The 24505-nt window shown below is 64.8% G+C and carries 22 protein-coding genes; 12 read left to right on the top strand and 10 right to left on the bottom strand.

Translation table 11 applies throughout. The features are described from left to right. Nucleotides 1–53: 53 nt before the first annotated feature. Together ACSQ27_RS14510 and ACSQ27_RS14505 are read right to left on the bottom strand one after the other, a co-directional pair. A complete protein-coding gene (locus ACSQ27_RS14510; protein ID WP_436156183.1) occupies nucleotides 54–1010 on the bottom strand; it encodes an ABC transporter permease in 957 nt (318 codons plus the stop codon). A gap of 175 nt (nucleotides 1011–1185) precedes the next feature. After that, nucleotides 1186–2811, bottom strand: coding sequence for an ABC transporter substrate-binding protein (locus ACSQ27_RS14505; RefSeq protein WP_436156182.1), 1626 nt, complete (start codon nucleotides 2809–2811; stop codon nucleotides 1186–1188). Between the two features lie 565 nt (nucleotides 2812–3376). On the opposite strand from ACSQ27_RS14505, the gene ACSQ27_RS14500 reads away from it, so the two are divergent. Both ACSQ27_RS14500 and ACSQ27_RS14495 read left to right on the top strand, forming a co-directional pair. After that, on the top strand, nucleotides 3377–4852 hold the full coding sequence (locus ACSQ27_RS14500; protein ID WP_436156181.1) for an aldehyde dehydrogenase family protein: 1476 nt from the start codon (nucleotides 3377–3379) through the stop codon (nucleotides 4850–4852). A gap of 62 nt (nucleotides 4853–4914) precedes the next feature. Continuing rightward, nucleotides 4915–6246: an NAD(P)/FAD-dependent oxidoreductase gene (locus ACSQ27_RS14495; protein WP_436156180.1), complete on the top strand. Its 1332-nt coding sequence runs from the start codon at nucleotides 4915–4917 to the stop codon at nucleotides 6244–6246. A 268-nt stretch (nucleotides 6247–6514) separates the two neighbouring features. On the opposite strand, the gene ACSQ27_RS14490 is transcribed toward ACSQ27_RS14495, so the two are convergent. Together ACSQ27_RS14490 and ACSQ27_RS14485 are read right to left on the bottom strand one after the other, a co-directional pair. After that, nucleotides 6515–8050, bottom strand: a complete 1536-nt coding sequence (locus ACSQ27_RS14490; RefSeq protein ID WP_436156179.1) for a carboxylesterase/lipase family protein — start codon at nucleotides 8048–8050, stop codon at nucleotides 6515–6517. Beyond that, nucleotides 8040–9026 (bottom strand): Bug family tripartite tricarboxylate transporter substrate binding protein, encoded by a 987-nt coding sequence (locus tag ACSQ27_RS14485; protein ID WP_436156244.1) that lies wholly within the window; start codon nucleotides 9024–9026, stop codon nucleotides 8040–8042. Before ACSQ27_RS14485 ends, ACSQ27_RS14490 begins: the two co-directional genes overlap by 11 nt. 183 nt (nucleotides 9027–9209) lie before the next feature. Here ACSQ27_RS14485 and ACSQ27_RS14480 point away from each other — a divergent pair, with 183 nt between their 5' ends. After that, complete coding sequence (locus tag ACSQ27_RS14480; protein WP_436156178.1) at nucleotides 9210–10172, top strand: LysR family transcriptional regulator; 963 nt, start codon at nucleotides 9210–9212, stop codon at nucleotides 10170–10172. Nucleotides 10173–10194: 22 nt separating this feature from the next. Here the strand turns inward: ACSQ27_RS14480 and ACSQ27_RS14475 are convergent, their stop codons facing one another. Then, on the bottom strand, nucleotides 10195–10395 hold the full coding sequence (locus ACSQ27_RS14475; protein WP_436156177.1) for a hypothetical protein: 201 nt from the start codon (nucleotides 10393–10395) through the stop codon (nucleotides 10195–10197). 35 nt (nucleotides 10396–10430) lie between these two features. Here ACSQ27_RS14475 and ACSQ27_RS14470 point away from each other — a divergent pair, with 35 nt between their 5' ends. The 6 genes from ACSQ27_RS14470 (at nucleotide 10431) to ACSQ27_RS14445 (ending at nucleotide 16066) form a co-directional block, all read left to right on the top strand. Beyond that, entirely contained in the window at nucleotides 10431–11096 is a 666-nt protein-coding gene (locus tag ACSQ27_RS14470; protein WP_436156176.1) for a haloacid dehalogenase type II, read from the top strand. Continuing rightward, entirely contained in the window at nucleotides 11093–12145 is a 1053-nt protein-coding gene (locus ACSQ27_RS14465) for a phosphotransferase (protein WP_436156175.1), read from the top strand. Before ACSQ27_RS14470 ends, ACSQ27_RS14465 begins: the two co-directional genes overlap by 4 nt. Beyond that, nucleotides 12142–13494, top strand: coding sequence for an aspartate aminotransferase family protein (locus tag ACSQ27_RS14460; RefSeq protein ID WP_436156174.1), 1353 nt, complete (start codon nucleotides 12142–12144; stop codon nucleotides 13492–13494). Before ACSQ27_RS14465 ends, ACSQ27_RS14460 begins: the two co-directional genes overlap by 4 nt. Before the next feature lie 31 nt (nucleotides 13495–13525). Next, the gene (locus tag ACSQ27_RS14455; RefSeq protein WP_436156173.1) at nucleotides 13526–14026 is read left to right on the top strand and encodes an Lrp/AsnC family transcriptional regulator; all 501 of its coding nucleotides are present in this window, start codon (nucleotides 13526–13528) and stop codon (nucleotides 14024–14026) included. Between the two features lie 110 nt (nucleotides 14027–14136). Further along, nucleotides 14137–15231 carry a hypothetical protein gene (locus tag ACSQ27_RS14450; protein WP_436156172.1) on the top strand — a complete coding sequence of 365 codons (1095 nt, stop codon included), beginning with the start codon at nucleotides 14137–14139 and terminating at the stop codon, nucleotides 15229–15231. Next, nucleotides 15212–16066: a nucleotidyl transferase AbiEii/AbiGii toxin family protein gene (locus ACSQ27_RS14445; protein ID WP_436156171.1), complete on the top strand. Its 855-nt coding sequence runs from the start codon at nucleotides 15212–15214 to the stop codon at nucleotides 16064–16066. Before ACSQ27_RS14450 ends, ACSQ27_RS14445 begins: the two co-directional genes overlap by 20 nt. 75 nt (nucleotides 16067–16141) lie before the next feature. On the opposite strand, the gene ACSQ27_RS14440 is transcribed toward ACSQ27_RS14445, so the two are convergent. The 5 genes from ACSQ27_RS14440 to ACSQ27_RS14420 form a co-directional block, all read right to left on the bottom strand. Then, nucleotides 16142–17419 carry an NAD(P)/FAD-dependent oxidoreductase gene (locus ACSQ27_RS14440; RefSeq protein WP_436156170.1) on the bottom strand — a complete coding sequence of 426 codons (1278 nt, stop codon included), beginning with the start codon at nucleotides 17417–17419 and terminating at the stop codon, nucleotides 16142–16144. A gap of 67 nt (nucleotides 17420–17486) precedes the next feature. Then, entirely contained in the window at nucleotides 17487–17843 is a 357-nt protein-coding gene (locus ACSQ27_RS14435) for a cupin domain-containing protein (protein ID WP_436156169.1), read from the bottom strand. 14 nt (nucleotides 17844–17857) lie between these two features. Then, entirely contained in the window at nucleotides 17858–19486 is a 1629-nt protein-coding gene (locus ACSQ27_RS14430; protein ID WP_436156168.1) for an ABC transporter substrate-binding protein, read from the bottom strand. A 53-nt stretch (nucleotides 19487–19539) separates the two neighbouring features. Then, a complete protein-coding gene (locus ACSQ27_RS14425; RefSeq protein WP_436156167.1) occupies nucleotides 19540–19899 on the bottom strand; it encodes a cupin domain-containing protein in 360 nt (119 codons plus the stop codon). Nucleotides 19900–19952: 53 nt separating this feature from the next. Next, nucleotides 19953–20621, bottom strand: coding sequence for a haloacid dehalogenase type II (locus ACSQ27_RS14420; RefSeq protein ID WP_436156166.1), 669 nt, complete (start codon nucleotides 20619–20621; stop codon nucleotides 19953–19955). A 332-nt stretch (nucleotides 20622–20953) separates the two neighbouring features. On the opposite strand from ACSQ27_RS14420, the gene ACSQ27_RS14415 reads away from it, so the two are divergent. The 3 genes from ACSQ27_RS14415 to ACSQ27_RS14405 all read left to right on the top strand — a co-directional run bounded on the left by ACSQ27_RS14415 (nucleotide 20954) and on the right by ACSQ27_RS14405 (nucleotide 24477). After that, nucleotides 20954–21853 carry a GNAT family N-acetyltransferase gene (locus ACSQ27_RS14415; RefSeq protein WP_436156165.1) on the top strand — a complete coding sequence of 300 codons (900 nt, stop codon included), beginning with the start codon at nucleotides 20954–20956 and terminating at the stop codon, nucleotides 21851–21853. Between the two features lie 161 nt (nucleotides 21854–22014). Continuing rightward, a complete protein-coding gene (locus tag ACSQ27_RS14410; RefSeq protein WP_436156164.1) occupies nucleotides 22015–22941 on the top strand; it encodes a 2-hydroxyacid dehydrogenase in 927 nt (308 codons plus the stop codon). Between the two features lie 138 nt (nucleotides 22942–23079). After that, the gene (locus tag ACSQ27_RS14405) at nucleotides 23080–24477 is read left to right on the top strand and encodes an aspartate aminotransferase family protein (protein ID WP_436156163.1); all 1398 of its coding nucleotides are present in this window, start codon (nucleotides 23080–23082) and stop codon (nucleotides 24475–24477) included. Nucleotides 24478–24505 lie beyond the last annotated feature (28 nt).

Here is a 24505-nt window from a genome sequence, read left to right as displayed (position 1 = left end):
AACCTCCGCGCTGCACGTTGCGATGCGAGCGCCTTCGGGCGGCAGTGCGGCGCTCATTGGTGCCTCAATCGGGGATTGGCGACGATGCCGCACACGTCGGCGAGCATCACCAGGACCAGGTAGGCCGAGCAGAAGATCATGGCGCAGGCCTGCACCAGCGGCATGTCCCGCTGCGCGACGGCGTCCACCATGAGCTTGGCGATGCCCGGGTAGTTGAAGATCACCTCGACGATGATCACGCCGCCCAGCAGGTAGGACAGGCTCAGCGCCACCGCGTTGGCGATGGGGCCGATGGCATTGGGCAGCGCGTGGAACAGCACGGTGCGCGCGGCGCTGGCGCCTTTGAGCCGCACCATCTCGATATAGGCCGCGGCCAGCTGGTCGATGACGGCCGCGCGCGTCATGCGCAGCATCTGGGCCACGATCACGCTGCCCAGGCTGAGCACCGGCAAGGCGAAGGAGCGCAGCATCTCGCCCGGCGACGAAACGTCGACCGCATACGAAAGCGCGGGCAGCCATTTCAGCTGTACCGCGAACACCAGCACGGCCAGCGTGGCCACCAGGAATTCCGGCACCGACACGACGGCCACCGTCGCCATGCTGGTGAAACGGTCGAAAGCCGAGCCGCGCCGCAAGGCGCACAGAATGCCCAGGCCGAGGGCAAGCGGGACGGAAAACACCGTCGTCACCGCGGCCAGCTGCAGCGAAGCGGGCAGGCGGCTGGCGATGGCCTCACCCACCGGCATGCCGGTGACCACCGACTTGCCCGCATCGCCCTTGGCCATACCGCCCAGCCAGTCGAAATAGCGCAGCACCGGGCTTCGGTCCAGGCCCATCTCGGTGCGCAAGGCCTTCACCGCCTCCGGCGTGGCGTCCTGCCCCAGCTTCTCTTCGGCCGCGTCGCCGGGCAGTACGGAGGTGATGGCGAACACCACCACCGACACCGCCAGCAGCGAGCCGATCCCGGCGAGGATGCGGCCGCCGACCAGTTTCAGGATGGTGAGGTTCATGGCATTTTTTCCGTATCAAGTGCCGGCGCGGAACCGGCTTTGCCGGGCCGCAGAGGGCGCCCGCCTTGGGGGGCTGAGGAGCCGCGGCTCCGAACCTGCCCGCGCAGGTTTGGACGGCTCCGAAGAGTCACTGCCTCTGGCAGTGACTGCACGCCGCTCGCGCTTCGGGGGTGGTTCACGCCTCCAGCCAGACGTGTTCAGCGAAGCCGTAGCCCATCATGCCGCCCAGCGGGTTCACCTGCAGGCCCTTGAGCTTCTTGTTGTGGCCGTCCAGGCTGGAGAGGAACATCGGGATGCCGATGCCGCCGTCCTGGTTGATCAGGGTTTGCATGTCGGCGTACATCTGGGTCCGCTTGGCCGTGTCGGTTTCGGCGCGCGCGCCCACCAGCAGCTGGTCGAACTTCTCGCTCTTCCAGCCCGCTTCGTTCCAGGGCGCATCGGACTTGAAGAACAGCGTCAGGGCCAGGTCGGCCGTGGGGCGCGTGTTGACGTTGCCGAAATTGATCGGGTGCTTCATCCAGTGCTGCGACCAGTAACCGTCGGCCGGCATATTGCGCACATCCAGGTTCAGGCCGGCCTGCCGCGCCGCATGCTGCAGCACCAGCGCCATCTCCACCGAGCTGGTGGCCGCGGACGAGGCCACCATCGGGATGGCGGCGCTGCCAAGGTTGGCCTTCTTCAGGTGCCACTTGGCCTTGTCGGCGTCGTAGGGGCGCTGCGGCAGGCCCTTGAAGAAAAAGCGGTTGCCCGGCGCGATGGGCTGGTCGTTGGCCACAATGCCGCGGCCCAGCTGGATGGACTTGAGCATCTGCTCGCGGTTGAACAGCAGCTTCATGGCCATCACGAAATCCGGGTTGGCACCCGGGCCGCTGTCGCGCCGCATGATCAGGTCGGTATACGAAACGCCCTTGGTCTCGAAGATGGCGGCCTTGCCGCTGCCGTTGACGCGGTCGATCGAGCGCGGGTTGACCGTGCCGATCAGGTCCAGCTCGCCCGCCAGCAGCGCATTGACGCGCGCCGTCTCGTCGGCGATGCCCACGTACTCGATCTCGTCCAGGTAGGGACGGCCGGGTTTCCAGTAGTTCTCGTTGCGCACGCCGATGGAACGCACGCCGGGCTTGAACTCCTTGACCTTGTAGGGGCCGGTGCCTATGCCGGCGTTGAAGTCGGTCGTGCCGTCCTTGACGATGTGGAAGTGGTAGGTGCCCAGGATGGCCGGCAGGTCGGCGTTGGGGGCCACCAGGCGGATGGTGACTTCATTAGGGCCGGAGGCGGTCACGTCTTCGATCTGGTCGGCCAGCACCTTGGCCTTGGAGCCGGTGGCCGGGTTCTTGTGGCGCATCATGGAGAACACCACGTCGGCCGGCGCGAGCGGCTTGCCGTCGTGGAAGGTCACGCCCTTGCGCAGCTTGAAGATCCAGGTCCTGGCATCCTTGGTGCTGAACTCCTCGGCCAGCGAGGGCTGGGGCGTGAGGCTGCTGTCCAGCCAGGTCAACCCGTTGTAGAAAGTGAAGCCCCGGGCGTAGTCGGCCTGGTTGGCCTGCTTGGCCGGGTCCAGCGTGTCGCTCACGGAGGAGACCGCGCCCGCCACCTTGATGCGGCCGCCCTTGCGCGGCGTTGGCGTTTGCGCCTGTGCATTCGCGGCAAGGCCGGCGATGCTGCCGGCCAGGGCCGCCTGCATGCCGCCGGCCGTCAACATGGCCAATACATCGCGCCGGTTCGCGCCGCGTTGCAACGCACCCAGGATGCGTGTGCTCTCTTCGGGGCCGATGAGGCCGTTCAGCTGCTTGTTATCTGCCATGGTGATCTCCTGGTTTCTCGTGGTGGGGTAAAGGCATTGGAGCACCGGGAGACCGGGGATATACCTCGATCACGCCGGGGCGCTTGGTTAAAACTGCGGTTTTGCGGATGGCCGGCGGCATGGTGTGCGGCGCGCCCCCGATGGCTTGCCGCCCGGCCGGGGCCGGCCGCCCTGGCGAGGCTGCGGCGCGTGCGGGCCACCCGGCGCGGTGGGGAAACCAGTCAGCGTGCCGCGGCAATCGAAGCCGGTGGACTTGGGACGAGAGCTCATGAAAAGCGTCCTCCTGGAAGGGGTGGTGCAAAGCCTGTGCCGGTTCGCCGGCGCCATGAATGAATGCTATTGAAGCGCCGCCGCAGATGCTGCGGTTGTGGGCCGCTTGCGCACCGTTCATGCCGAATGCCCAGGCTTAAACGGCAGATCAATTCCGGTCAAGGGCGTACCATGACTTCGATTCTTTTGAGAGGGCAAGCATGGCAAATGACGACACACTGCGCAGGTTGCGCAAGGGCAATTTCACCGCGGGGCAGCGCGGAATCCGCCGCACCGCAGCAAAGGATGTGCGCCCATGAATGTCTCCCTTGTTGAACGCCTCAAATCCGACGGACGCCTGGATCGCCTGTTCATAGACGGCGAGTGGGTGCTGCCTGCGGGGGCATCGCAGGCCAGCGTCATCGACCCGTCCACCGAAGAGCCCGTCGCGCGCATCGCCCTGGGTACTGCGCAAGACGTCGCGACGGCCGTGGCCGCCGCCCGCAGCGCCTTCGCGAGCTGGTCCACCAGTTCTCCTGAAAGCCGGGCCTTGCTGCTCGGCCGCATCCACGCCCTGATCCTCGAACGGGCCGAACTCTTCGCCCAGGCGATCTCGCTGGAGATGGGCGCCGCCATCGGCTTTGCCCGCAGCACCCAGGTGCCGGTCGCAGCCGAACACATCCGCGTGGCTAGAGACAACCTGGCGAGCTTTCCCTTCCTCTCCCATCGAGGCGACGTGACTATCCAGCGCGAAGCCATCGGCGTCTGCGGCCTGATCACGCCCTGGAACTGGCCGCTTTACCAGATCACCGCCAAGGTCGGCCCCGCCCTGGCGGCCGGATGCACCGTCGTCCTCAAACCCAGCGAGCTGTCACCCCTGAGCGCCCTGCTGTTTGCCGAGGTGGTGCACGACGCCGGCATCCCGCCGGGCGTGTTCAACCTGGTGAGCGGCAATGGGCCCGAGGTCGGCGCCGCGCTGTCGGCGCATCCGGACGTGGACATGATCTCGATCACCGGCTCGACCCGGGCCGGCGTGCTGGTGGCCCAGGCGGCGGCCCCGACTGTCAAGCGTGTGGCCCAGGAGCTCGGCGGCAAATCGCCCAACGTGATCCTGCCGGACGCGGACCTGGCGCGCGCCGTGCCGGCGGGCGTAGGGGCAGCATTTCGCAACGTCGGCCAATCGTGCAGCGCACCGACCCGCATGATCGTGCCGCGCGAGCGCCTGCAGGAGGTGGAACGGATCGCGCTGGAAGCGGCCTTGAGCTTTGTCGTGGGCGACCCGCGCTCGCCGCAGACCACACACGGCCCGGTGGCCAACCGTGCCCAGTTCAACCGGGTGCGGGAAATGATAGACATTGGCATCGCCGAGGGTGCGCGCCTGGTCTGCGGCGGCCCCGGCCGGCCTGAGGGCCTGGAGCGCGGTTTCTATTGCCGCCCGACCATCTTCTCCGGCGTGAACTCGCAAATGCAGATCGCGCAGGAAGAAATCTTCGGGCCGGTGCTGGTGATCATTGCCTACGACAGCGTGGACGAAGCGGTGGAGATCGCCAACGACACGGTCTACGGCCTGGGCGCGCATGTGCAGGGCCAGGACCTCGCCGCGGCGCGGGCGGTCGCGGCGCGCATCCGCTCGGGGCAGGTGCATATCAACTACCCGGCCTGGAGTCCCCATGCCCCCTTTGGCGGCTACAAGCGCTCGGGCAACGGCCGCGAATACGGCATCGAAGGCCTTGAGGAGTACCTGGAGACCAAGGCGATTCTTGGTTTCGGGCAGGAGGAGCAACCAGCATGAGCACAAGCTTCGTACAAAGAGCACAGACAGTAAAGACATCCAGCAACGACCAGAATCCATCCATGTCCCAGCCCCAGCCCCTGCGCATCCTCGAGACTTCCAGCACCCCGCCGGCCAGCGCCGACGTCGTCGTGATCGGCGGCGGGATCATCGGGGTCTTTACCGCCTACTACCTGGCCAAGCGCGGCATGTCGGTCGCACTGGTCGAAAAGGGCCACATCGGCGCCGAGCAATCGAGCCGCAACTGGGGCTGGTGCCGCCAGCAGAACCGCGACGCGCGCGAACTGCCCATGGCCACCCGAAGCCTCGAACTCTGGGACCAGTTTGCCGCCGACAGCGGCGAAGACACCGGCTTCACGCGCTGCGGCTTGTTGTACCTCAGCGATGACGAGGCCCAGATTGCCGGCTGGGCCAAGTGGCGTGAATTCGCCACGACCGCCGGCGTGACCACACACATGCTGAGCGGCCGCGAGGCCTCGGAGCGAGGCCTGGCGACCGGCCGCACGTGGAAGGGCGGCGTCTTCTCACCCAGCGACGGAACGGCCGACCCGGCCAAGGCGGCGCCCGCCGTGGCGGCCGCGCTCATGAAACTCGGCGGCACCGTCCACCAGAACTGCGCCGCGCGCGGCATCGAGATGGAGGGCGGCCGGCTCAGCGGCGTCGTCACCGAAGCGGGGACCATCAAGACCCGCAGCGCGGTTCTCGCGGGCGGTGCGTGGGCGTCTTCGTTCTGCAACCAGCTCGGCGTGCAGTTTCCGCTCGCCACCATACGCCAATCCATCGTGCGCCTGTCGCCGGTGGCGCAGCAACTGCCGGCTGCGCTGACCAGCCCACGCGTCGCCGTCACCCGGCGCCCCGACGGCCACTACGTCCTGGCCATCAGCGGCCGTGGGCGCGCCGACCCCACACCGCAGCTGCTGCGCTTCGCGCCGCAGTTCATCCCGATGTTCGCCAAGCGCTGGCGCAACGTGTTTCCCGGTGGCCTGGAAGGCATACGCTGGGGCCACGAAACCCGTGCGCGCTGGAAGCTGGACGCCCCCACCCCCATGGAACGGGCGCGCATCCTCAACCCCAAGCCCGACCCCGCCGGTGTCCGCGAAATCCACCGCCGTGCGGTAGACCTGTTGCCCGTGCTGCGCGAAGCCCGCATCGCCAATACCTGGGCGGGCTACATCGACAGCACACCCGACGGCGTGCCGGGCATCGGGGAACTGCCGCAGGTGCCCGGCCTCATCCTGGCCGCGGGTTTTTCGGGGCACGGTTTCGGCATCGGCCCCGGCGCGGGCCACCTGATCGCCGACATCGTGTCGGGGTCCCAACCGATCTTCGACCCGAAGCCTTTCGACCCCGCCCGTTTCAAGGAGTCGATGTGGGGCAAGGTGGCTGATTTTTAGGCTTGCCCGTCTTTACCCTTCGCGCGCGTGGATCGCGTCGACTCGGGGAGCAGCACCACCTCTCTCGACGATGCCTGATGCGAGAACGCCTTGGGCTTCGGAACGGGCTGCTTCACCCCGGCCCGCCCTGGCACATCCGTCTGAACTGTTGAATTGCGCAGTGTGCCTGCGATACGAACTTCTTGATGACGGGGACAGCGCCTTCTGAAGGTCCAGCTAGCCATACCGGCGCGTGCGCGGGTAGCGCCGTGCGACTGAGACACCAGGCTTACTGGATTACTTGCCAAAGTTCTCCAGATGGGGCCCAGACATCCCGCTCACATCGACTTTCATCAGCGAAATGCATCAGGTCGGCGCCCTGGCTAGTATGTCGAGGCCAGCCAGGATTACCCTCTTTCACGAACCTTACCCAAGAGCGGTGCATTTCCTCCGCCAGCGCCGCCGGTGCATCGAGGCCTGTGATTTCAACGCCTGCCGATGTTGGCAGCTGGTCAAAAACGAAAGGAATTTCAAGTCCATGGGCGGCACCCAATTTTCCATCGCATCGGCGCGAACGCCAGTCAAACTCGTACAGGTAAGCGGCGACCCCAACTGCGCTTGCATCCGCAGCAATCTTTCGAGCTGAAGTTCGATAGAAATAGTCCGACTGCATGGCGCACAAAATCTCGCCAGGGGTCGACCGGGCGCCCGTCTCCGGATTTTCTGCGTACGACAGCACCGCATGTTCACTCAACCCCACATCCCGCGCAAACTCCAGAAGCTCGCTTTGGGTGGTCTGCTCTATTAAACCGGGGGGCACAGCGTAAAGCCGCATTTCTTCCTTGTTGCAACCAACCAGCAACGAAAAATCAGGCAGGAGGTGTTTCCATGAATTTTCCATGGCCCTCAATGGTGAGGTCTTCAAAAAGTCCCCGTCGACGACGGCTCTCAATGGGAAAAAGTTGCGCGCGTTGAATCCCAAGTCCCGTCGCAAGGATGGGTCGTCCGCCAGGCGTTTTAACGCGGCAACCGCCTTTGGCAATGGAACGCGCGCAATGGCTTCACTTGACAACGGTATGCCCAGCAGTGTGGTGATGGCCGCGGCAGCTACATCCGCTTCCGCTGCTGTATGGGTCGCCAGGCTTGGGCTCTGGAGGATGGCTCTGCCGAAAAGGCCTCGTGTGGATGGCATGCCAATGAGGCACGCAATGGCACCGGCACCGGCCGATCCGCCGGCCACGGTGATTCGCGAAGCATCGCCTCCAAAAGAATCGATGTTCCTTTTTACCCACTGAAGTCCAGCGATCTGGTCGAGCAACCCACGGTTGGCCGGTGCACCCGGTATCGCCATAAACCCATCGATGCCCACACGGTAATTCATCGATACAAAAACAATACCTTTTCGCGCAAAAGCAGCTCCGTCGTAAACGGGATCGGCAGCGTCTCCTCGCATGTATGCGCCACCGGGAATCCACACCATGACGGGGCATCCAGGACCCACATCTGCAGGCGCCCAGATATTCAAAGCAAGGCAGTCCTCACCTCCGAACATCAAGGCATCGGCATCTCGCGGTGCCTGCGGCGAGGCCGGTGCAAACTCAAAGGCCTGCACCACACCCGCCCACGCCGGAACGGGTTCCGGCGGCTGAAAGCGCAGATCGCCGAAAGGAGGCTGCGCATACCGGACGCCCCGGTACACAACGAAGCCACTTTCCCGCATCCCCTGAAGAAAACCCCCGTCACGCAGACGCACCTGAACCGTTGGCCGATAACCTTCCCCCGGCGAGCCCGGCTGCCTCTTTGCTATTGCTGCATCACTCGGCAAGATTCAGTTTCTCGATCAATGGTCTGAAGACGGCCGTGTACCGGTCTGTCCAGACCTTCACATCCGCGGGAGACGATTTTGTGGGAATGGCGTTAATGGCCTCCAAGCGGGCTTTGTAAGCGTCGGAATCTACACATTTGGCGGTTGCTTCGCCGAGCCGCGTTAGAACAGCCGGCGGAGTTCCTGCCTTCGCGACGAGTGCCAACCACCCAGGCAACGCCATCTCCTTGGAGCCCGTGAGTTCCAGAATCGTCGGGATCTGCGGGAATGCCTTGTCGCGAGTTTCCGTATAGATCGCCAGGGGAATCATGCGGCCGTCCTTGATGAGGGGCGCAGCGGTACCCGAGGTGATGGTCATGATTTGAATCTGGCCGCCCATCAGCGCAGTGACGGCAGCCCCCTCTCCGACGAAAGGAACATGCGTGCCGTCCACTTTGAGTTGCTGAGCCACGGCAGCGGTCAGCAGATGGGCCGGACTTCCTTTTCCAGGCGAGCCGAAATCGATGCCCCCGTTGGCTTTCTTTGCGACGGTCGCAATGTCGGCATACTGCTTGATGCCACTTTGCACACTGGCGACAAGCAGCAAGGGCGAGGTGCTCAAAACGGTGATGCCATCGAAGTCCTTCTGTGGGCTGTACGGAAGCTGCTTGTAGATGTAGGGTGTGATCGTCATCTGCGACATCCCCACCGTCATGATGTTGTATCCGTCTGCGGGCTGGCTCTTCAAAAAGTTCGTGGCGAGCACGCCGTTGGCGCCTGGTTTGTTGAGAATCACGATAGGCTGGCCCAACTCCCTGGACGCACACTCAGCCCACACTCGGCTGATGGCTTCCGACTGGCTACCTGGAGGTTGCTGAGCGATCAGTTGGATAAACCTGGTGGGATAGGGCTGGGCTTGCGCATGAAGACTGATGGCACCCAATGCTAGAGCTGAGGTCAAGAGTTTTGCGGCAGCGACCAGGCGGCGAAGGTTCACGTGTTCCAAGGTATGTCCTTAATAGTTATAAAAAAACGTGATGCGGCTTAACCGCAGAATACCGCGCTTCCTTTTTGGCATTCGGCTATCAAGTCGTTCACAAGTCTCCGAATCAAATGCTAGAGGACCACCCGCGCCCTGGCAAACGGATATTATTGTTGGAGGCCCTCAAAAAATTGATCCATGCGCCATCTACCCTCCACCACTGCGCTTCGATGCTTTGATGCGAGTGCCCGTTTGCTCAGCTTTACCAAGGCAGCGCAAGCGGTGAACCTGACGCAAAGCGCGGTCAGCCACCACATCCAGGTACTCGAGCGGGAACTGGGCGTCGAGCTGTTCGAACGCGACCGAAGCGGCCTGAAGCTGACAGCCAGCGGTCAGCGCTACTGGGAGGACACTTCGACGGTACTGCACCAACTGCAGCGAGCCGCAGTTCGCGCGGTGGCCGGGGACCAGGCTTGCATCCAGCTGAACATCGCGGTCGCTTCGGCCTTTGCCAATTACTGGCTCATGCCGCGACTGGGCAGTTTTGTGGACGACAACCAGGACATCATTCTCAGTCTCACGAACCGCGTCGATGCGCAGAACGTTTTTGTGGGAAATGAAGACGCCGCCATTGAGTTATGTGAAGGCGCCACGCCAGGCATTGAGGCGCGAGAAGTGCTGTCTCTGGTTTACAAGCCTTACGCCGCCGCAGCCCTTATCGAACGATCCGGCATAACACTCACCACAGGCAAGGCGCTGCCTGAAGGGGCGTTGACGCATCTTTTATTAAATTTCCCTTTGATCAGAACCAGCATGGCTGGCGCCTGGAAAGCCTGGCTTGGGGAAGCGGGCCTCAGCAATGAAAGCCTGGCTGAAAAGGCCGGAAGAGGTCCTGTCTACGCGCAGGCATCCCTCGCACTGACAGCCGCAATGAGCGGCATCGGAATTGCATTGCTGCCGAACTACATCGCCCGCAGCGCAACGGAGACAGGCCAGCTGGTACGCCTGAGCGAGGTTGGCTGGCGAGCCAATCGCGCCTACTTTCTGAGGTGGCCGTCAAAGCATTCCGGAGCCGCTGCACTGACGCGGTTCGAAGCCTGGATCGTCAGCCAGGCAGAGGCCGAACAAACCGACACCAGCGAGGTCCCAGCATATCCCTAGAGCCGTATCGGAATATGCGTTCCTAATATTGCTGCAAGGCGTGGAGTTTGAACTCGCCGGGTGGCTGCTGGCGCAGTTCAGCCGCCTGAGCCCCACAGCGAACGCCGTGCCGGAACGGCGCCCGAAAGCCCGCGCCAAGCAAAATTCCGGCAAGCCCCCGGATTGAAACGGATTCCACTTGCACCGCATGTGAATGCGGCATTTCCGAAGGCTTGGAATTCATAGACTCATATCCATCCCAACAGCGTGGATCCCTCTATGACATTCAAACCCAAATTCATCAGCTTCGACTGCTACGGCACGCTCATCAACTTCGAGATGGGCCCGACCGCCAAAAGCCTGTTCAAAGACCGCGTTCCGGCCGGCCGGATGCCGGCCTTCCTGGACAGCTTTCGGGCCTATCGCCTCGACGAGGTCCTGGGCGAGTGGAAGCCCTTCTTCGAGGTTGTGAAAAATTCGATCCGCCGTGCCTGCAAGGCGCACGGCATCGCCTACCAGGCGTCGGATGCCGTGGCGCTGTACGAGGCCATTCCCACCTGGCAGCCGCACCCGAACGTCGTCGAGGTTCTGGAGGCGATCGCGCCGCACGTGCCCCTGGTGATCCTCTCGAACTCGATGGTCGATTTGATCCCGGCCAGCGTCGCCCACCTGAAAGCAAAGTTCCACGCGGTCTACACCGCCGAGGAAGCGCGCGCCTACAAGCCGCGCTTCCAGGCCTTCGAATACATGTTCGACCAGCTCGGATGCGCGCCTGACCAGATGATGCACGTCTCGTCGAGCTTCCGCTATGACCTGATGACGGCCTCCGACCTGGGCTTCATGGCCAAGGCCTTCATCGACCGCGGGCATGAGCCGACGTCCGACGCCTACGGTGTCAGCCGCCTGACCGACGTCCGCCAGCTTCCCGGCCTGCTCGGCCTATGACCGAACTGAGCACCACCGCGCCCGACCTCTCGCCGGCGGCCGTGGAGGCCCTGGTCCGCCGCGTCTACGGCATCGAGGGTTGCACCCGGCCATTGGCGGGCGAGCGTGACCAGAACTGCCTGGTGGAGGCGGCCGATGGCTCTCGCTACGTCCTCAAGATCAGCAATCCGTCGGAGTCCCCCGCTATCGTCGACTTCCAGATCGCGGCGCTGGACCACATCGCCCGCATGTCACCGGCGCAGCCGGTGCCGCGCGTCGTGCGGACACTGGCAGGACACACGCACGACACGGTCGCGCTAGCCGGGGGCGTCCAGACACGCGTACGCATGCTGAGCTACCTGGACGGCATCCAGATCCGTGAGACCGTGCGCACCGCCGCGCAGCGGCGCGCCATGGGCGCCGGGCTCGCCGGCTTGAACCGCGCGCTGCACGGCTTCGCGCATCCGGGTGCTGCGCATGAGCTGCTGTGGAACGTCGCCACGGCGCATCGGCTGGGCGAACAGCTGGGTAGCCTCGTGGACGGCAAGCAGCGCGCGCTGGCCCAGGCTTTCATGACGCGCTTCACCACGCACGTGCTGCCGCGCCTGGCATCGCTGCGCTCCCAGGTGATCCACAACGACTACCACCTCTACAACGTGCTGGTCGCACCCGACGACCAGTCACGCATCGTGGGCATCATCGACTTCGGCGACATGGTGCACGCACCGCTGGTCGGCGAGGTGGCGACGGCCGCCGCCTTCCACATGGCCGGCAACGCCGATCCTTTCGAGGGACCGGCCCAGTTCGTGGCCGCCTATCACGCGGTGCAGCCGCTGACCGGCGCCGAACAGGAAGTGGTTGCCGATCTGCTGGCCACGCGCCACCTCATCACGGCGCTGATCTCGGAATGGCGCGCCGCGCGCTATCCCGAGAACCGCGCCTACATCATGCGGCACAACCCCGCGGCGTGGGAAGGCCTGGCCCAGATGGCCGACCTTTCCCGCGACACCGCACGCGACCGGCTGCTGGCCGGCGTACACGTACCCGTACAAACAGGAGTCACCCCATGAAAAGCACCACCGACCTCAACATGGTCAATGCCTATATCCCCGGCCGCGCCGACGTAGGCCCGGCCACCGCGCAAATGATCGCGCGCCGCGACGCCCTGCTAGGCCCGGCCTACCGCCTGATGTATGAACGGCCGCTGCACATCGTCAAGGGCGAAGGCGCCTGGCTGGTCGACCCCGAGGGACGCCGCTACCTCGACGCCTACAACAACGTCACCTCGCTCGGGCATTGCCACCCGTCGGTGACCGAGGCGATCTGCCGGCAGGCGCAGACGCTGGCGACCAACACGCGCTATCTGCACGACACGATCCTCGAACTGGCCGAGCGCCTGCTCGCGAGCGTGCCCGGAACCGGCCTGGCCCACCTGATGCTGACCTGCACGGGCAGTGAGGCCAACGACCTCGCCTATCGCATCGCGAAGGTCCGCACCGGCGGCACCGGCATGATCGTGACCGACACCGCCTACCACGGCATCACCGATGCGGTGGCCAAGTTCTCGCCCTCGCTGGGCCTGAGCGTCGATCTCGGCGAGCATGTGCGCCTTGTGCCGGCTCCGCGCCTGTACCACGCCGGGGGAGCCGACCTGTCCGAACGCTTTACGCGCGACGTCGAGGCGGCCATCGCCGACCTGCGGCGCCACGGCATCCAGCCGGCCGCGTTGATCGGCGATTCGCTGTTCACCAGCGACGGCATACTCCCCGGGCCGCAAGGCTTCCTGAAGGGTGCGGTCGACGCGATCAAGCGGGCGGGCGGCCTCTTCATTGCCGACGAAGTGCAGCCCGGCTTCGGCCGGACCGGCGAACACCTCTGGGGTTTCCAGCGCCATGGCGTGGTGCCCGACATCGTCACCATGGGCAAACCGATGGGCAACGGCCAGCCGATCGCGGGACTGCTGGCGACCGCCGACGTGCTGGCCGAATTCGGCAAGAGTTCGCGCTACTTCAACACCTTCGCGGGCAATACCGTTTCCTGCGCGGCGGCGCTGGCGGTACTGGACACCATAGAGCGGGACGGGCTGGTGCAGCATGCCGCCAAGGTGGGAAAGATCCTGCACGACGGCATCGCTGCCCTGGCAGCCCGCCACGAGGCTATCGGTGACGTGCGCGGGGCCGGCCTGTTTGTCGGGGTCGAACTGGTCTCCGACCGGGCATCACGCGCGCCGGACCGCGAGCTGACAAGCCAGGTGGTCAACCGGATGCGCGACAAAGGCGTGCTGATCAGCGCCTGCGCGATGGGGCACAACGTGCTCAAGATCCGCCCGCCCCTGGTGCTGTCGGCGGACCAGGCCGGCCTCGTCATCCAGGCGCTCGACGAATCCCTGGCCGAAGCGCGAACGGCAGGCGCGCACTAGCTTCGATCCACACCCGGCGCTACCATCGGGCATGTCCCCTGCAATGTCACTAGACCGCTTCGACCTCAAGATCCTCGCGCACCTCGAGCGCGAGGGGCGCTGCTCGAACGTCGAGCTGGCCGACGCCGTCGGCCTCAGCCAGAGCCCGTGCCTGGTGCGGACAAAACGGCTGCAGGACATCGGCGTGATTCGCGGCTATGGCGCCCACATCGCGCTGGAGAAGCTGGGCAATTGTGTGGTCGTTTTTTCGGAGGTGACGATCAGCAGCCACCGGCCTCCGGACTTTCGCAAGTTCGAACAGGCCGTGGACCGGCACGGCGAAATCGTCGAGTGGTACAACCTCAGCGGCGGTTACGACTACCTGTTGAAAATCGTGGCGCCGAACGTCGCCCATTTCCAGGCGCTGATGGAGAGCCTGCTGCAGGAAGACATCGGCATCGGAAAATTCACGAGCCGGATTGTTTTGCGCCAGTCATCGGGCAAACGCACACATCCGCTGCATCTCATCGCGGCGCAGCTGGATCGGGCCTGAGCTGTAAAAAAATACAGTCTTCATTAAGAGCCGAATTCACCAGGCGGATGAATTTGATTGAAACGCTGTAGAATTCACTGAAAACCCCATATTTACCAGGCGGTAAATCAGTGAACTCTCCTCCCAAGCTCGAACAAGGCCTATACCGGCTCAGGCATCTGCTTGAGGCGATGCCGGTCGTCAGCGAGATTGAAGTTATGGATGAGCTGGGCCGCGGCGAGCCGGACGCGCTGTTGCGGGTCACTACGCCCCAAGGCACGCAACTCATCCAAATCGAGGTCAAGGCGTCCGGCGAGGCCCGGTATATCCGGGAAGCATCGTTCCTCTTGACGGACAGAATGAAGCTGCAGCCCGGAAGTTACGGCGTTGTGATTGCCCCCTACATCTCCCCTGAGTCACGCAGCATCCTGCGCCAGCAGCATCAAGGCTGGTTTGATCTTGCAGGCAATTGCTTTATAAGCTTCGCGCATCTTCACGTCGACGTCGAAAAGGCGAACGTAAATCCGTTCAACACGAAGCGAAAGCAGAAGTCCATCTTCAGCCCAAAATCGGGACGCATCCTGAAGGTGTTGCTCGCGGAACGCTCGCCGCTCAAGGGCAAGGAAGTGGCCGCGCGCGCGCACGTGAGCCAGGCGCAAGTAAGCAAAGTGCGTGAGATGCTCGTCGACCGGGAATGGGCTGTCGCTGACAACGCCGGCATCCGCGTAGTTAAGCCCCTGGCTCTACTGGAAGCTTGGCGAGAAGAGCGAGACCCGCCAACCCTCGCTGCTCAAGGATATACGCTACACCACAGCCGCGCGCTGGATACCCACCTTCAAACACTGTTCATGAAAGCCGCTACGGCGCCGTTCAGTACCCTGCTGCTCGCAGGACATTCGGTTGCGCGTAGAGTGGCGCCTTTCGCGCGAGTGGCCGGCGAGTTTTTCTACGCCGATTCACACGGCATCGAACTCATTCAGGAATTCCTTCAGCTGTCTCCCACCGAATCGGGAGCGAACATTTTTATCTATGAGCCCGAGGACGACATGATGCAGCTTGACAGCATCGCGCTAATCCCGGAACCGCTTCGCGGCACGGGTTTGCTACAGACTTACCTTGATCTGTCGGCGATGGGTGATCGTGATCGCGAAGCTGCAGACTTTCTCCTGAAAGAGAAGCTGGGGCGCATGCTGACTTCGCAGCCTGATGGGTTCCGACGTGAGTGAACTCGGTCAATATGATGATCGCGCAACTCACGCGGTCTACTCGGTATTGATCGAGCTCGGACAAGTTTTAGGGGCGTACACCGACCGGTTCGTGGTCATCGGAGGCTCGGTCCCCTGGCTGCTTTGTCCCGGCGCCGAGCCCGCGCATATTGGGACCATCGATGTCGACTTGTGTCTCGATGCAGAGGCACTCGGGGACGGCGAGTACGCAAACCTCATCGACCTTCTGGCACGCGCTGGGTACAGGCGCGGTGAGAGCCAGATGCGCGCGTTCCAGATGGTTCGCGCTGTGAATCTGGATGAAGGAGAACCGATAGACATAGTCGTCGACTTCCTCATGCCAAAGAACGCGAAGATCGTCAAGAATAAGCCGCCAATCCTCGCCGGCTTTGCGGTGCAGCGCGCGGACGGGGCTGACTTGGCCGCTCGCAATTTTGTGCAGCGCGAGCTTAGCGGCCAGATGCCCGACGGGCGCAACAACACCGTGAAACTGCGAGTCGCCAACATTCCCGCGCTTCTGGTGATGAAGGGCTATGCCCTGGTCGGGCGCGACAAACCTAAAGACGCTTACGACATCTACTACGTCATCAAGCACCATGAAGGTGGCATTGAGGCTCTCGGAGATGCCTGCCGCGCACTGGTCGATATCGACGCCGCCAAGACTGGGTACCAGAACATCGCGGCTAAGTTCGCGAATCCGGACGACTTCGGGCCTCAGACCGTGCGAAAGTTTTTGGTTGAGTCAGGCGCCACAGAGGGCATGACCCATGCGCAGATCACGCAGGACGCGTTCGCCCAGGTGGATGCCTGGCTGCGCCGCTTGGGTTTCCGATAGCCTCGACCGAACGGGTTCGAGTTTCCAGCACCAGCCGGGCCAGTTCGCCGCCCAGGCCGGGGTACGAGCTGGCCTTCAGGACAACTTGTCCTTGAGGCGGTAGTAAGCGCCGACCAGCGGCAGGAACCAGGGAGGGCCGAAGTGGCCCGGGATGGCCGGCCAGGTGAAATCTTTCCAGGGATTCAGGTCGGTGCGCCCGTCCATGACCTCCGCCATGATGCTTCCCATCAGCGTCGACATCTGGGTGCCGTGGCCGCTGTAGCCCATGGAGTAGTAAATACCGTTGCGCTCGCCGGCGCGCGGCAGCCGGTCACGCGTCATGTCGACCATGCCGCCCCAGCAATAGTCGATGCGCGCGCTGCGGAGTTCGGGAAACACCTCGTGCAATGCGGTGCGCAGGATGGCGCCGCTTTTTTCGTCCGAGGCCGGATCGGAGACGGCGAAGCGGGCGCGTCCGCCGAAGAGCAGGCGGTTGTCGGGTGTGGTGCGGAAGTAGTTGACCAGGTTCTTGGTATCGACCGCCATCCTGCGTTTCGGCAACAGCCGGTCCAGTGTCTCTATCGGCAAGGGCTCGGTGACGATCAGGAAGGCGCCGACCGGCACGATCCTGCGCCGTATCCAGCCCAGCGGCCCGGTCTGCGAGGTTCCGCTCGCCAGGAATACCTGCTTGGCATGGAGCCGGCCTGTCGGCGTCTCAATCAGGTGCCCGCCGCCGGGCGCCGGCCGCAAGCCCGTCATCGGCGAGTGCTCGTGGATTTCAGCACCGCGCCGCGCCGCCGCTTCCGCCAGGCCGCGCACGAAGCGCCCCACATGCATGCCGGCGCCCTTGCGGTAGATCAACCCGCCGTGATAGCGGTCCGAACCGACCTCGTTTGCCAGGTCCGCGCGGCTGACCATTTCCGTGTCGGGATCGACGGTGGCTGCCAGCAATTCCTGGCTGCGCAGCAGCTTCTCGTAGTGCTCGGGCTTGGCCGCCAGCTTGATCTTGCCGACGCGTGCGAAGCTGCAGTCAATGCTCTCTTCAGCCACCAGGCGCTCGACCAAATCGACCCCGGCGTCGAAAGCCCGGTAGAGCCGGTTGGCGGTGTCCTTGCCGAGTTTGGCCGACATCATGCCGTAGTCCTGGGCAAAGCCGTTGTTGCACATGCCGCCGTTGCGGCCGGATGCCGCGTTGCCTATCGTGTCCGCTTCCAGCAGCACGACGCGGGCGCCCTTCCTGGCAAGCGCCAGCGCGGCCGAAGCACCGGTGAGGCCGCCACCGATCACCGCAACGTCGCAGCTGCCCTGCACCGGCCCGGGGGTGGCGCTCTTGAAGGGTTGCGATGTGTCCAGCCAATAGGATGTCAGTTTCATATCACCTCTGGGGTCATTGTTGTCTGGTTGAACGACTGGTGCGCGAGCCCGAACATGACTGACTCGCTCATGCCGTGACCCAGACCTTGCGCACGGTTTCAAGCGTGCGCCAGGTGCCGGTGTAGCCGGGCTTCATGATGAAACAATCGCCGGCCCGGTAGGTCACCGGGGGCTGTCCGTCCTCGGTGATCTCCGCCACGCCGGACAGGATCAGGCAGAACTCCCAGGTGTCGCCCTTGATGGAGCGGTTGACACCCGGGGTCGATTCGAACACGCCGGCGCGGACCTTGCCGTCCTTGGCGCTGTCGACGTCCCAGCTGCGGCACACGATGTCGCCTTCGAGGACACGGTCGGCCGGCGGCCGGTATTCGCGCGGCTCGCCAAGCTGGTCGAGCTTGAAGGTGACGAGGAGATTTTTGGACATGGCAAGCGGATCCTTCATGCGTCGAGCCAGACGTTTTCAGCGAAGTTATAGCCCATCAGGCCGCCCAGCGGGATGGGTGACAGGCCCTTGAGTTTCTTCGTGTGGCCGTCGATGCTGGACATGAAGAAAGGGATGCCTATGCCCGAGTCTTCGTGGATCATGACCTGCATGTCGGCGTACATTTTGGCGCGCTTGGCCTGGTCGGGCTGCACCCGCGCGGCCAGCAGCAGCTGGTCGAACTTCGGATTCTTCCAGGCCGCCTCATTCCACGGTGCATCGGACTTGAAGAACTGCGTGAACAGCAGGTCGGCCGACGGCCGCGGGTTGATGTTGCCGAAGCCGACCGGGTGCTTCATCCAGTGCTGCGACCAATAGCCGTCCGCCGGCATGCGGCGCACGTCGAGGTTCAAGCCGATCTGTCGCGCCGCGTGCTGCATCACCAGAGCCATCTCCACAGAATAAGTCGCCGCAGGAGACACCACAACCGGGATGGCCGCGCTGCCGAGATTGGCCTTCTGCACATGCCATTTGGCCTTCTCGGGGTCGTAGGCCCGCTGCTTGAGTCCCTTGAAATAGAAGCGGTCGCTGGGGTGTAGGGGCTGGTCGTTGGCCACCTCGCCGTAGCCCATCACGATGGACTTGACCATCTGCTCGCGGTTCACCAGGTGCTTCATCGCCAGCACGAAGTCCGGGTTGGCGCCGGGTGCGCTGTCACGGCGCATGATCAGGTCGGTATAGAGACCGGCCTTGGTTTCGAAGATCGCGTGCCTGGGGCTGCCCTGGATACGGTCCACCGAGCGCGGGTTGATGGCCATGGTCAGGTCGATCTCGCCGGTCAGCAGCGCGTTGACGCGTGCCGCCTCGTCGCTAATGCCCACGTACTCGATCTCGTCCAGGTAGGGGCGGCCGGGCTTCCAGTAGTTGTCGTTGCGCACGGCCAGCGAACGCACGCCCGGCTTGAAGTCCTTGAGCTTATAGGGACCGGTGCCTATGCCCGCCATGTGCGCGTTCACGTCGGTGACGCCGTCGCGCAAGATATGGAAGTGCCAGGTGCCGAGGATGGCCGGCAGGTCGGCGTTGGGTGCCACCAGGCCGATGGTCACTTCATGCGGGCCGGTGGCCTTCACCTCCTCGATCTGCTCGGCCAGCACCTTGGCCTTGGAACCGGTCGACGGGTCCTTGTGACGCATGATGGAGTACACCACGTCGGCAGAGGTGAAGGGCTTGCCGTCGTGAAAGGTCACGCCCTGGCGCAGCTTGAAGACCCAGGTTTTGGCGTCCTTGGTGCTGAATTCCTCGGCCAGCGCGGGCTGCGGCGTCAGGCTGCCGTCAAGCGAGGTCAGCCCGTTGTAGAACATGCAGCTGCGGATGTAGTCGGTGTGGTTGGAGCACTTGGCCGGGTCCAGCGTGTCGTTGAGCGAAGCCGTCGCCCCGGCGACCTTGATGCGCCCGCCCTTGCGCGGGGCCGCCGCCTGCGCCGCAAGCGCCGTCGACGCCAGGCTGCCCGCCAGCGTGGCCTGCATGCCACCGGCCGCCAGCATGGCCAGCACGTCGCGCCGGCTCGCGCCGCGCTGCAGCTCGCCCATGATGCGGCGGCTCTCTTCGGGGCCTGTCAGACTGCTTATCTGTTGTTGTTCTGTCATTGTTTGTGTCTCCTCGGTGGAAAAAAGTCAGGCGAGCCTGGGCCTCATGGAACTCACGCGTTGCCGTAAATGATCCAGATCTTGCGTGTGGTTTCGATGCAGCGCCACTTGCCGACGTAGTCCGGCTTCATCACGAAGTTGTCGCCGGCCTGGATGCGGATGGGTTCCTTGCCGTCTTCGATGAGCTCCGACACGCCGGAGAGGATGTGGCAGTACTCCCAGACGCCGCCCTTGATCGAGCGGATGGTGCCGGGCGTGATTTCCCACACGCCGGTGCGCAGCTTGCCGTCGGCCGTCTGTTCCACGTCCCAGTTCGCAAAGCGTGGATCGCCCTCGAGCAGGCGCTCGGGCAAGGGAGCACTCTCGCGGCCGGGACCCAGGTTGTCGAGTTTGAAGAAAGTGAGGTTGCTCATCTGTGTCGGGTCCTATGGCAATAAAAAAAAAGGGAAGCCGGGCGCGTGCCGGATTACAGGCCGACCAGCGCCGGCAGGCCGTTGATGTCGCGGATCTCCACGTGGCTGTAGAACTCGCTGGGCTTGGGCTCGTGGCCGCGGTTGACGAAGACCTTGTTCTTGATGCCCATGTCGTGGGCCGACATCAGGTCGTAGCGCGGGCTGGAGGACACGTGCAGGATGTCGTCAGGCGAGCAGCCCAGCTGGTCGAACATGTACTCGAAGGCCTGCAGGCGCGGCTTGTAGGCGCCGGCATCCTGCGCCGTGTACACCTTGTGGAAGGGCGCTTCGAGCTTGCGCACGTTGGCGTCGATCTGCTCGTTCATGGCGTTGGACAGGATCACCAGCGGGATCTTGTTGCCCACGCGGGTGAGCGAGAACGGCACGTCGGTGTGCGGGCCCCAGGTGGGGACGGCGTCGTAGAACTTCTGCCCGTCTTCGTCGCGGTAAGCCACCCCGTGGCGCTTGCAGGTACGCGCCCACGCGGACTTGAGCACCTGGTCGTAAGGCTTCCAGTCGCCCATGGCCTCGTCCAGCCGCAAGGCGCTGAAGTCCTTGATGAACTGCTGCATGCGCTCGGGCGGCAGCTGGTCTCCCACAATGCCGTGCGCCACCTCGTGCATGCGAAAGTAGATGAGCGTGCCGTAGCAATCGAAGGAAATGTACTTGGGTCGGAAAATCATGGTTTGCCTCGTGGGTGTGGGATGGTGGAAGGATTCAGGCTGCGGAGGGAAAATGGCCGGAAGGCACGGAGAATGGGTGGCGGTCGACGGACATCGGTAAGCTTTATGTTGTACGCGGTGGTTCAATAGGAGCAATCCTAGGCAGCATCCGCCGCAGTTGTTGCGGTTCTGCGCGGCGCGAACGCAGCATTCATTCGCAGTACCGCGGGCTCCAGGCGCTTTGTGCCGTTCTTCCAGCGGCCGTGGCCGGCGCCAAGATCGTACAAGCCGCCGGCCCTTGCGCCGAGCATCATCTTCCCCAAACCGCCCTTGACGTTTTGAAGGAAAGCCCCATGCCCGACCACGTTTCCATTCCACAGGCCGCGCTTGCGGCCGTGGGCCGCCCATTGCCCGACGGCGTGACGCTGCGCCGGCTGAAGGAGGACGACCTGGAGTCGGCGCAAGCGCTGTCGCGCGAATTCGGGTGGCCGCATCGCCTGGAGGACTGGCGCTTCAGCCTGGCGCATGGCCAGGGCGTGGCGGCGCTGCGTGACGGCGAACTGGTGGGCACCGCGCTGCATTGGCCCTGGGGCAAGCAGCACGCGACGGTGGGCCACGTGATGGTGTCGCCGCGTATGCAGGGGCAGCGCATAGGCCAGCACCTCATGCACGCGGTGATGGCGGGCCTGGAAGACCGCACGGTGCTGCTGCACGCCACGGCCGAAGGTCGCGGCCTGTATGAACGCATGGGCTTCGAGATCACGGGCGAGATCCGGCAGCACCAGGGTTCCGCCACGCCGGCGCAATTGGTGGCCCTCGCGCCTGGCGAGCGGCTGCGCCCGCTGGGCCGCAACGACACAAAGACACTTGCCGCCCTGGATGCCATTTCCGCCGGCATGCCGCGCGATGCCATGCTGCGCCAGCTGCTGGCCGACGGCGAGACGGTGGTGCTGGCACGCGGCGGTGAAGCCGTGGGTTTCTCCACCGTACGGCGCTTCGGGCGCGGCTATGCGGTCGGTCCCGTGGTGGCACCGGACCTCGCCAGCGCGCAGGCGCTCATCGGCCACTGGTGCAGCCGCTTTGCCGGCAAGTTCCTGCGCATCGACGTGGACGCCGCCAGCGGCCTGCCCGAATGGCTGGAAGCGCAGGGCCTGCCCCGGGTGGACACGGTCACGACCATGGTGCGCAACGGCCCGCTGGCACGAGGCCCGGCGGTCGGCGGCTGGGCGCTGGTTACCCAAGCTATGGGGTAGAAATGGCCCACCCCCGTTCAGGCTCACTTCGTGTAGCCTGCTCCCCCCTCCGGGGGCGCACTCTGCGGCCCGGCGAAGCCGGTTCCGCGCGTGCACTGGTATCAGACACTGGCCACTGGCTATAACGTATCGCGGGCCGTTGCGGCTTCTGGAGATCTGAGATGACTTTCCTTTATAAAGGGCCGGCGCAGCGCGGGGCCGTGTGGGCCGAGCAGTTCGCGCGCAGGATGCCCGAGATGCCGTTTTTGACCTGGCCTGAGATCGGGGATCCGGCGCAGGTGCGCTTTCTTGCGGCCTGGGAGCCGCCGCCGCGGATTGCCGAAGCCCTTCCCAATCTGGAGGTGCTGTTTTCGGTGGGGGCCGGCGTGGACCAGTTCGATTTCGCGGCGCTGCCGCCCGGGCTTACCGTGGTCAGGATGGTGGAGCCGGGCCTGACGGCCTGCATGTGTGAATACGTCAGCTGGGCCGTGCTGTCGCTGCACCGGGAGATGCCGCTGTACCTGCGGCAGCAAAGCCTGGGCCAATGGAAGGAGCACCCCGTGCGGCCGGCCTCCACGCGGCGCGTGGGCGTGATGGGCATGGGCATGCTGGGACGCGCGGCGCTCGCGCAGCTGCGGCTGCTCGGCTTTGACTGCGCCGGCTGGAACCGCTCGAAGCGCAACGAGCCGGGCGTACGCTGCTACAGCGGCGAGGCGGAACTGGACGAGTTCCTGGCCCGCACCGACATCCTGGTCTGCATGCTGCCGCTCACGCCCGAAACGCGCGGCATTCTCGGCCGGCGCGTGTTCGACGCGCTGCCGGAAGGCGCCTGCCTGGTCAACGCCGCGCGCGGCGGCCACCTGGTGGAGGCCGAGCTGCTGGCCGCGCTGGAAAACGGGCGGCTCTCTGCGGCGGTGCTGGACGTCTGCGAGCCGGAGCCGCCCGCGCAGGGCCACCCGTTCTGGAACCATGCGCGCATCTGGCTCACGCCCCACATCGCAAGCGCAACCCAGGCCGGCACCGCGGCCGAAGCGCTGCTGGACAACCTGCGGCGGTATGAGGCCGGCCTGCCGCTCGAAGGCGTGGTGGACCGCTCGCGCGGCTACTGAGCCCTCCTGCCCGCCCCCGCAGCGGCACCAGGCGCCGCAGAATCTTCTACCGTAAGCGTGCGAACAACAGCATGGTCATGCGCGCGCAAGGGGGCAAGCCGCAGCACCCGCTGCGCACCCGCGCCTAAGCTTGTGCCCATGATGTCCACCAAAACCCTTTCCCTCGATTCGCTTGTGGCGCTAGACCGCGCCCACCTGATCCACCCCGTGGCCAACTGGCGCGGCCATGAGCAGCGCGGCGCCACGGTGCTGCGCTCCGGCAAGGGCGCCTGGCTGCGTGACGCCGACGGCCGCGAACTGCTGGATGCTTTCGCAGGCCTCTGGTGCGTCAACATCGGCTACGGCCACGAAAGCGTCGTGGAAGCCGCCGCGCGCCAGATGCGCGAGCTGCCCTACGCCACGGGCTATTTCAGCTACGCCAGCGAGCCGGCCATCCGCCTGGCCGCCAAGCTCGTGGAGATCTCGCCGGCCGGGCTGGAGCATGTGTACCTGACGCTGGGCGGCTCCGAGGCGATCGATGCGGCCGTGCGCCTCATCGTGCAGTACTACAACGCCACGGGCCGGCCGCGCAAGAAGCACTTCATCGCGCTGGAGCGTGGCTACCACGGCTCATCCTCCACCGGCGCCGGCCTGACGGCCCTGCCCGCCTTCCACCGCGGCTTCGACCTGCCGCGCCCCGAACAGCACTACATCCCCTCGCCCTACCCCTACCGCAGTCCCGTGGGCGATGATCCGCAGGCACTGATCGCGGCGTCGGTGGCCGCCTTGCGCGAGAAGGTCAACACGCTGGGCGCGGAGAACGTCGCGGCCTTCTTCTGCGAACCCATCCAGGGCTCGGGCGGCGTGATCGTGCCGCCCGCGGGCTGGCTCAAGGCCATGCACCAGGCTTGCCGCGAGCTGGACATCCTGTTCGTGGCCGACGAGGTGATCACCGGCTTCGGCCGCACCGGCCCGATGTTCGCCTGCGACGCCGAAGGTGTGTCGCCGGACCTGATGACGGTCGCCAAGGGACTGACCTCCGGTTATGCGCCCATGGGCGCGCTGCTGATGTCCGAGCGCGTGTACGCCGGCATTGCCGACGGTACGCCGGCCGGCGCCCTGGTGGGCCACGGCGCCACCTACTCCGCGCACCCGGTGAGCGCCGCCGTGGCGCTGGAAGTCATCCGGCTTTACGAAGAGGGCGGCATCCTCGCCAACGGCCAGCGCGTGGCGCCCCACTTCGAAGCGGGATTGCGCGCCATGCTGCGCCATCCGCTGGTGGGCGAGGCGCGCTCGCGCGGGCTGCTGGGCGCGCTGGAACTGGTCAGCGACAAATACACCAAGGCCGGCTTCGACCCGGCGCTGCAACTGCCCGACCGCATCGCTAAAGCGGCCTATGAAAACGGCCTGATCTTCCGCGCTTTCGGCGACAGCATCCTGGGCTTCGCGCCGGCCTTGTGCTTCACGCCCTCGGAGTTCGAGCAGATGTTCGAGCGGCTGAACCGGACGCTGGACAGCGTGCTGGAGCAGCCCGACGTGCGGCGCGCACTGGCTTGACCTGATTGACTTGGGCGTGGAACTTGCT

Origin of the sequence: Polaromonas sp. LjRoot131 (genome assembly GCF_964252805.1) — a bacterium.
Taxonomy (GTDB): Bacteria; Pseudomonadota; Gammaproteobacteria; order Burkholderiales; family Burkholderiaceae_C; genus Polaromonas.
Note: the sequence above shows the minus strand (reverse complement) of the source record. Positions and strands in the feature narration are given on the sequence as shown.

Excerpts from the sequence above, each read along its gene's own strand:
- ACSQ27_RS14455 (WP_436156173.1), top strand. The coding sequence starts at position 13,526 with ATGTCCCCTGCAATGTCACTAGACCGCTTCGACCTCAAGATCCTCGCG.
- ACSQ27_RS14430 (WP_436156168.1), bottom strand. The coding sequence starts at position 19,486 with ATGACAGAACAACAACAGATAAGCAGTCTGACAGGCCCCGAAGAGAGC.
- ACSQ27_RS14500 (WP_436156181.1), top strand. The coding sequence starts at position 3,377 with ATGAATGTCTCCCTTGTTGAACGCCTCAAATCCGACGGACGCCTGGAT.
- ACSQ27_RS14460 (WP_436156174.1), top strand. The coding sequence starts at position 12,142 with ATGAAAAGCACCACCGACCTCAACATGGTCAATGCCTATATCCCCGGC.
- ACSQ27_RS14465 (WP_436156175.1), top strand. The coding sequence starts at position 11,093 with ATGACCGAACTGAGCACCACCGCGCCCGACCTCTCGCCGGCGGCCGTG.
- ACSQ27_RS14440 (WP_436156170.1), bottom strand. The coding sequence starts at position 17,419 with ATGAAACTGACATCCTATTGGCTGGACACATCGCAACCCTTCAAGAGC.
- ACSQ27_RS14475 (WP_436156177.1), bottom strand. The coding sequence starts at position 10,395 with ATGAATTCCAAGCCTTCGGAAATGCCGCATTCACATGCGGTGCAAGTG.
- ACSQ27_RS14410 (WP_436156164.1), top strand. The coding sequence starts at position 22,015 with ATGACTTTCCTTTATAAAGGGCCGGCGCAGCGCGGGGCCGTGTGGGCC.
- ACSQ27_RS14510 (WP_436156183.1), bottom strand. The coding sequence starts at position 1,010 with ATGAACCTCACCATCCTGAAACTGGTCGGCGGCCGCATCCTCGCCGGG.
- ACSQ27_RS14415 (WP_436156165.1), top strand. The coding sequence starts at position 20,954 with ATGCCCGACCACGTTTCCATTCCACAGGCCGCGCTTGCGGCCGTGGGC.
- ACSQ27_RS14405 (WP_436156163.1), top strand. The coding sequence starts at position 23,080 with ATGATGTCCACCAAAACCCTTTCCCTCGATTCGCTTGTGGCGCTAGAC.
- ACSQ27_RS14470 (WP_436156176.1), top strand. The coding sequence starts at position 10,431 with ATGACATTCAAACCCAAATTCATCAGCTTCGACTGCTACGGCACGCTC.
- ACSQ27_RS14445 (WP_436156171.1), top strand. The coding sequence starts at position 15,212 with ATGGGTTCCGACGTGAGTGAACTCGGTCAATATGATGATCGCGCAACT.
- ACSQ27_RS14505 (WP_436156182.1), bottom strand. The coding sequence starts at position 2,811 with ATGGCAGATAACAAGCAGCTGAACGGCCTCATCGGCCCCGAAGAGAGC.
- ACSQ27_RS14480 (WP_436156178.1), top strand. The coding sequence starts at position 9,210 with ATGCGCCATCTACCCTCCACCACTGCGCTTCGATGCTTTGATGCGAGT.
- ACSQ27_RS14420 (WP_436156166.1), bottom strand. The coding sequence starts at position 20,621 with ATGATTTTCCGACCCAAGTACATTTCCTTCGATTGCTACGGCACGCTC.
- ACSQ27_RS14495 (WP_436156180.1), top strand. The coding sequence starts at position 4,915 with ATGTCCCAGCCCCAGCCCCTGCGCATCCTCGAGACTTCCAGCACCCCG.
- ACSQ27_RS14425 (WP_436156167.1), bottom strand. The coding sequence starts at position 19,899 with ATGAGCAACCTCACTTTCTTCAAACTCGACAACCTGGGTCCCGGCCGC.
- ACSQ27_RS14435 (WP_436156169.1), bottom strand. The coding sequence starts at position 17,843 with ATGTCCAAAAATCTCCTCGTCACCTTCAAGCTCGACCAGCTTGGCGAG.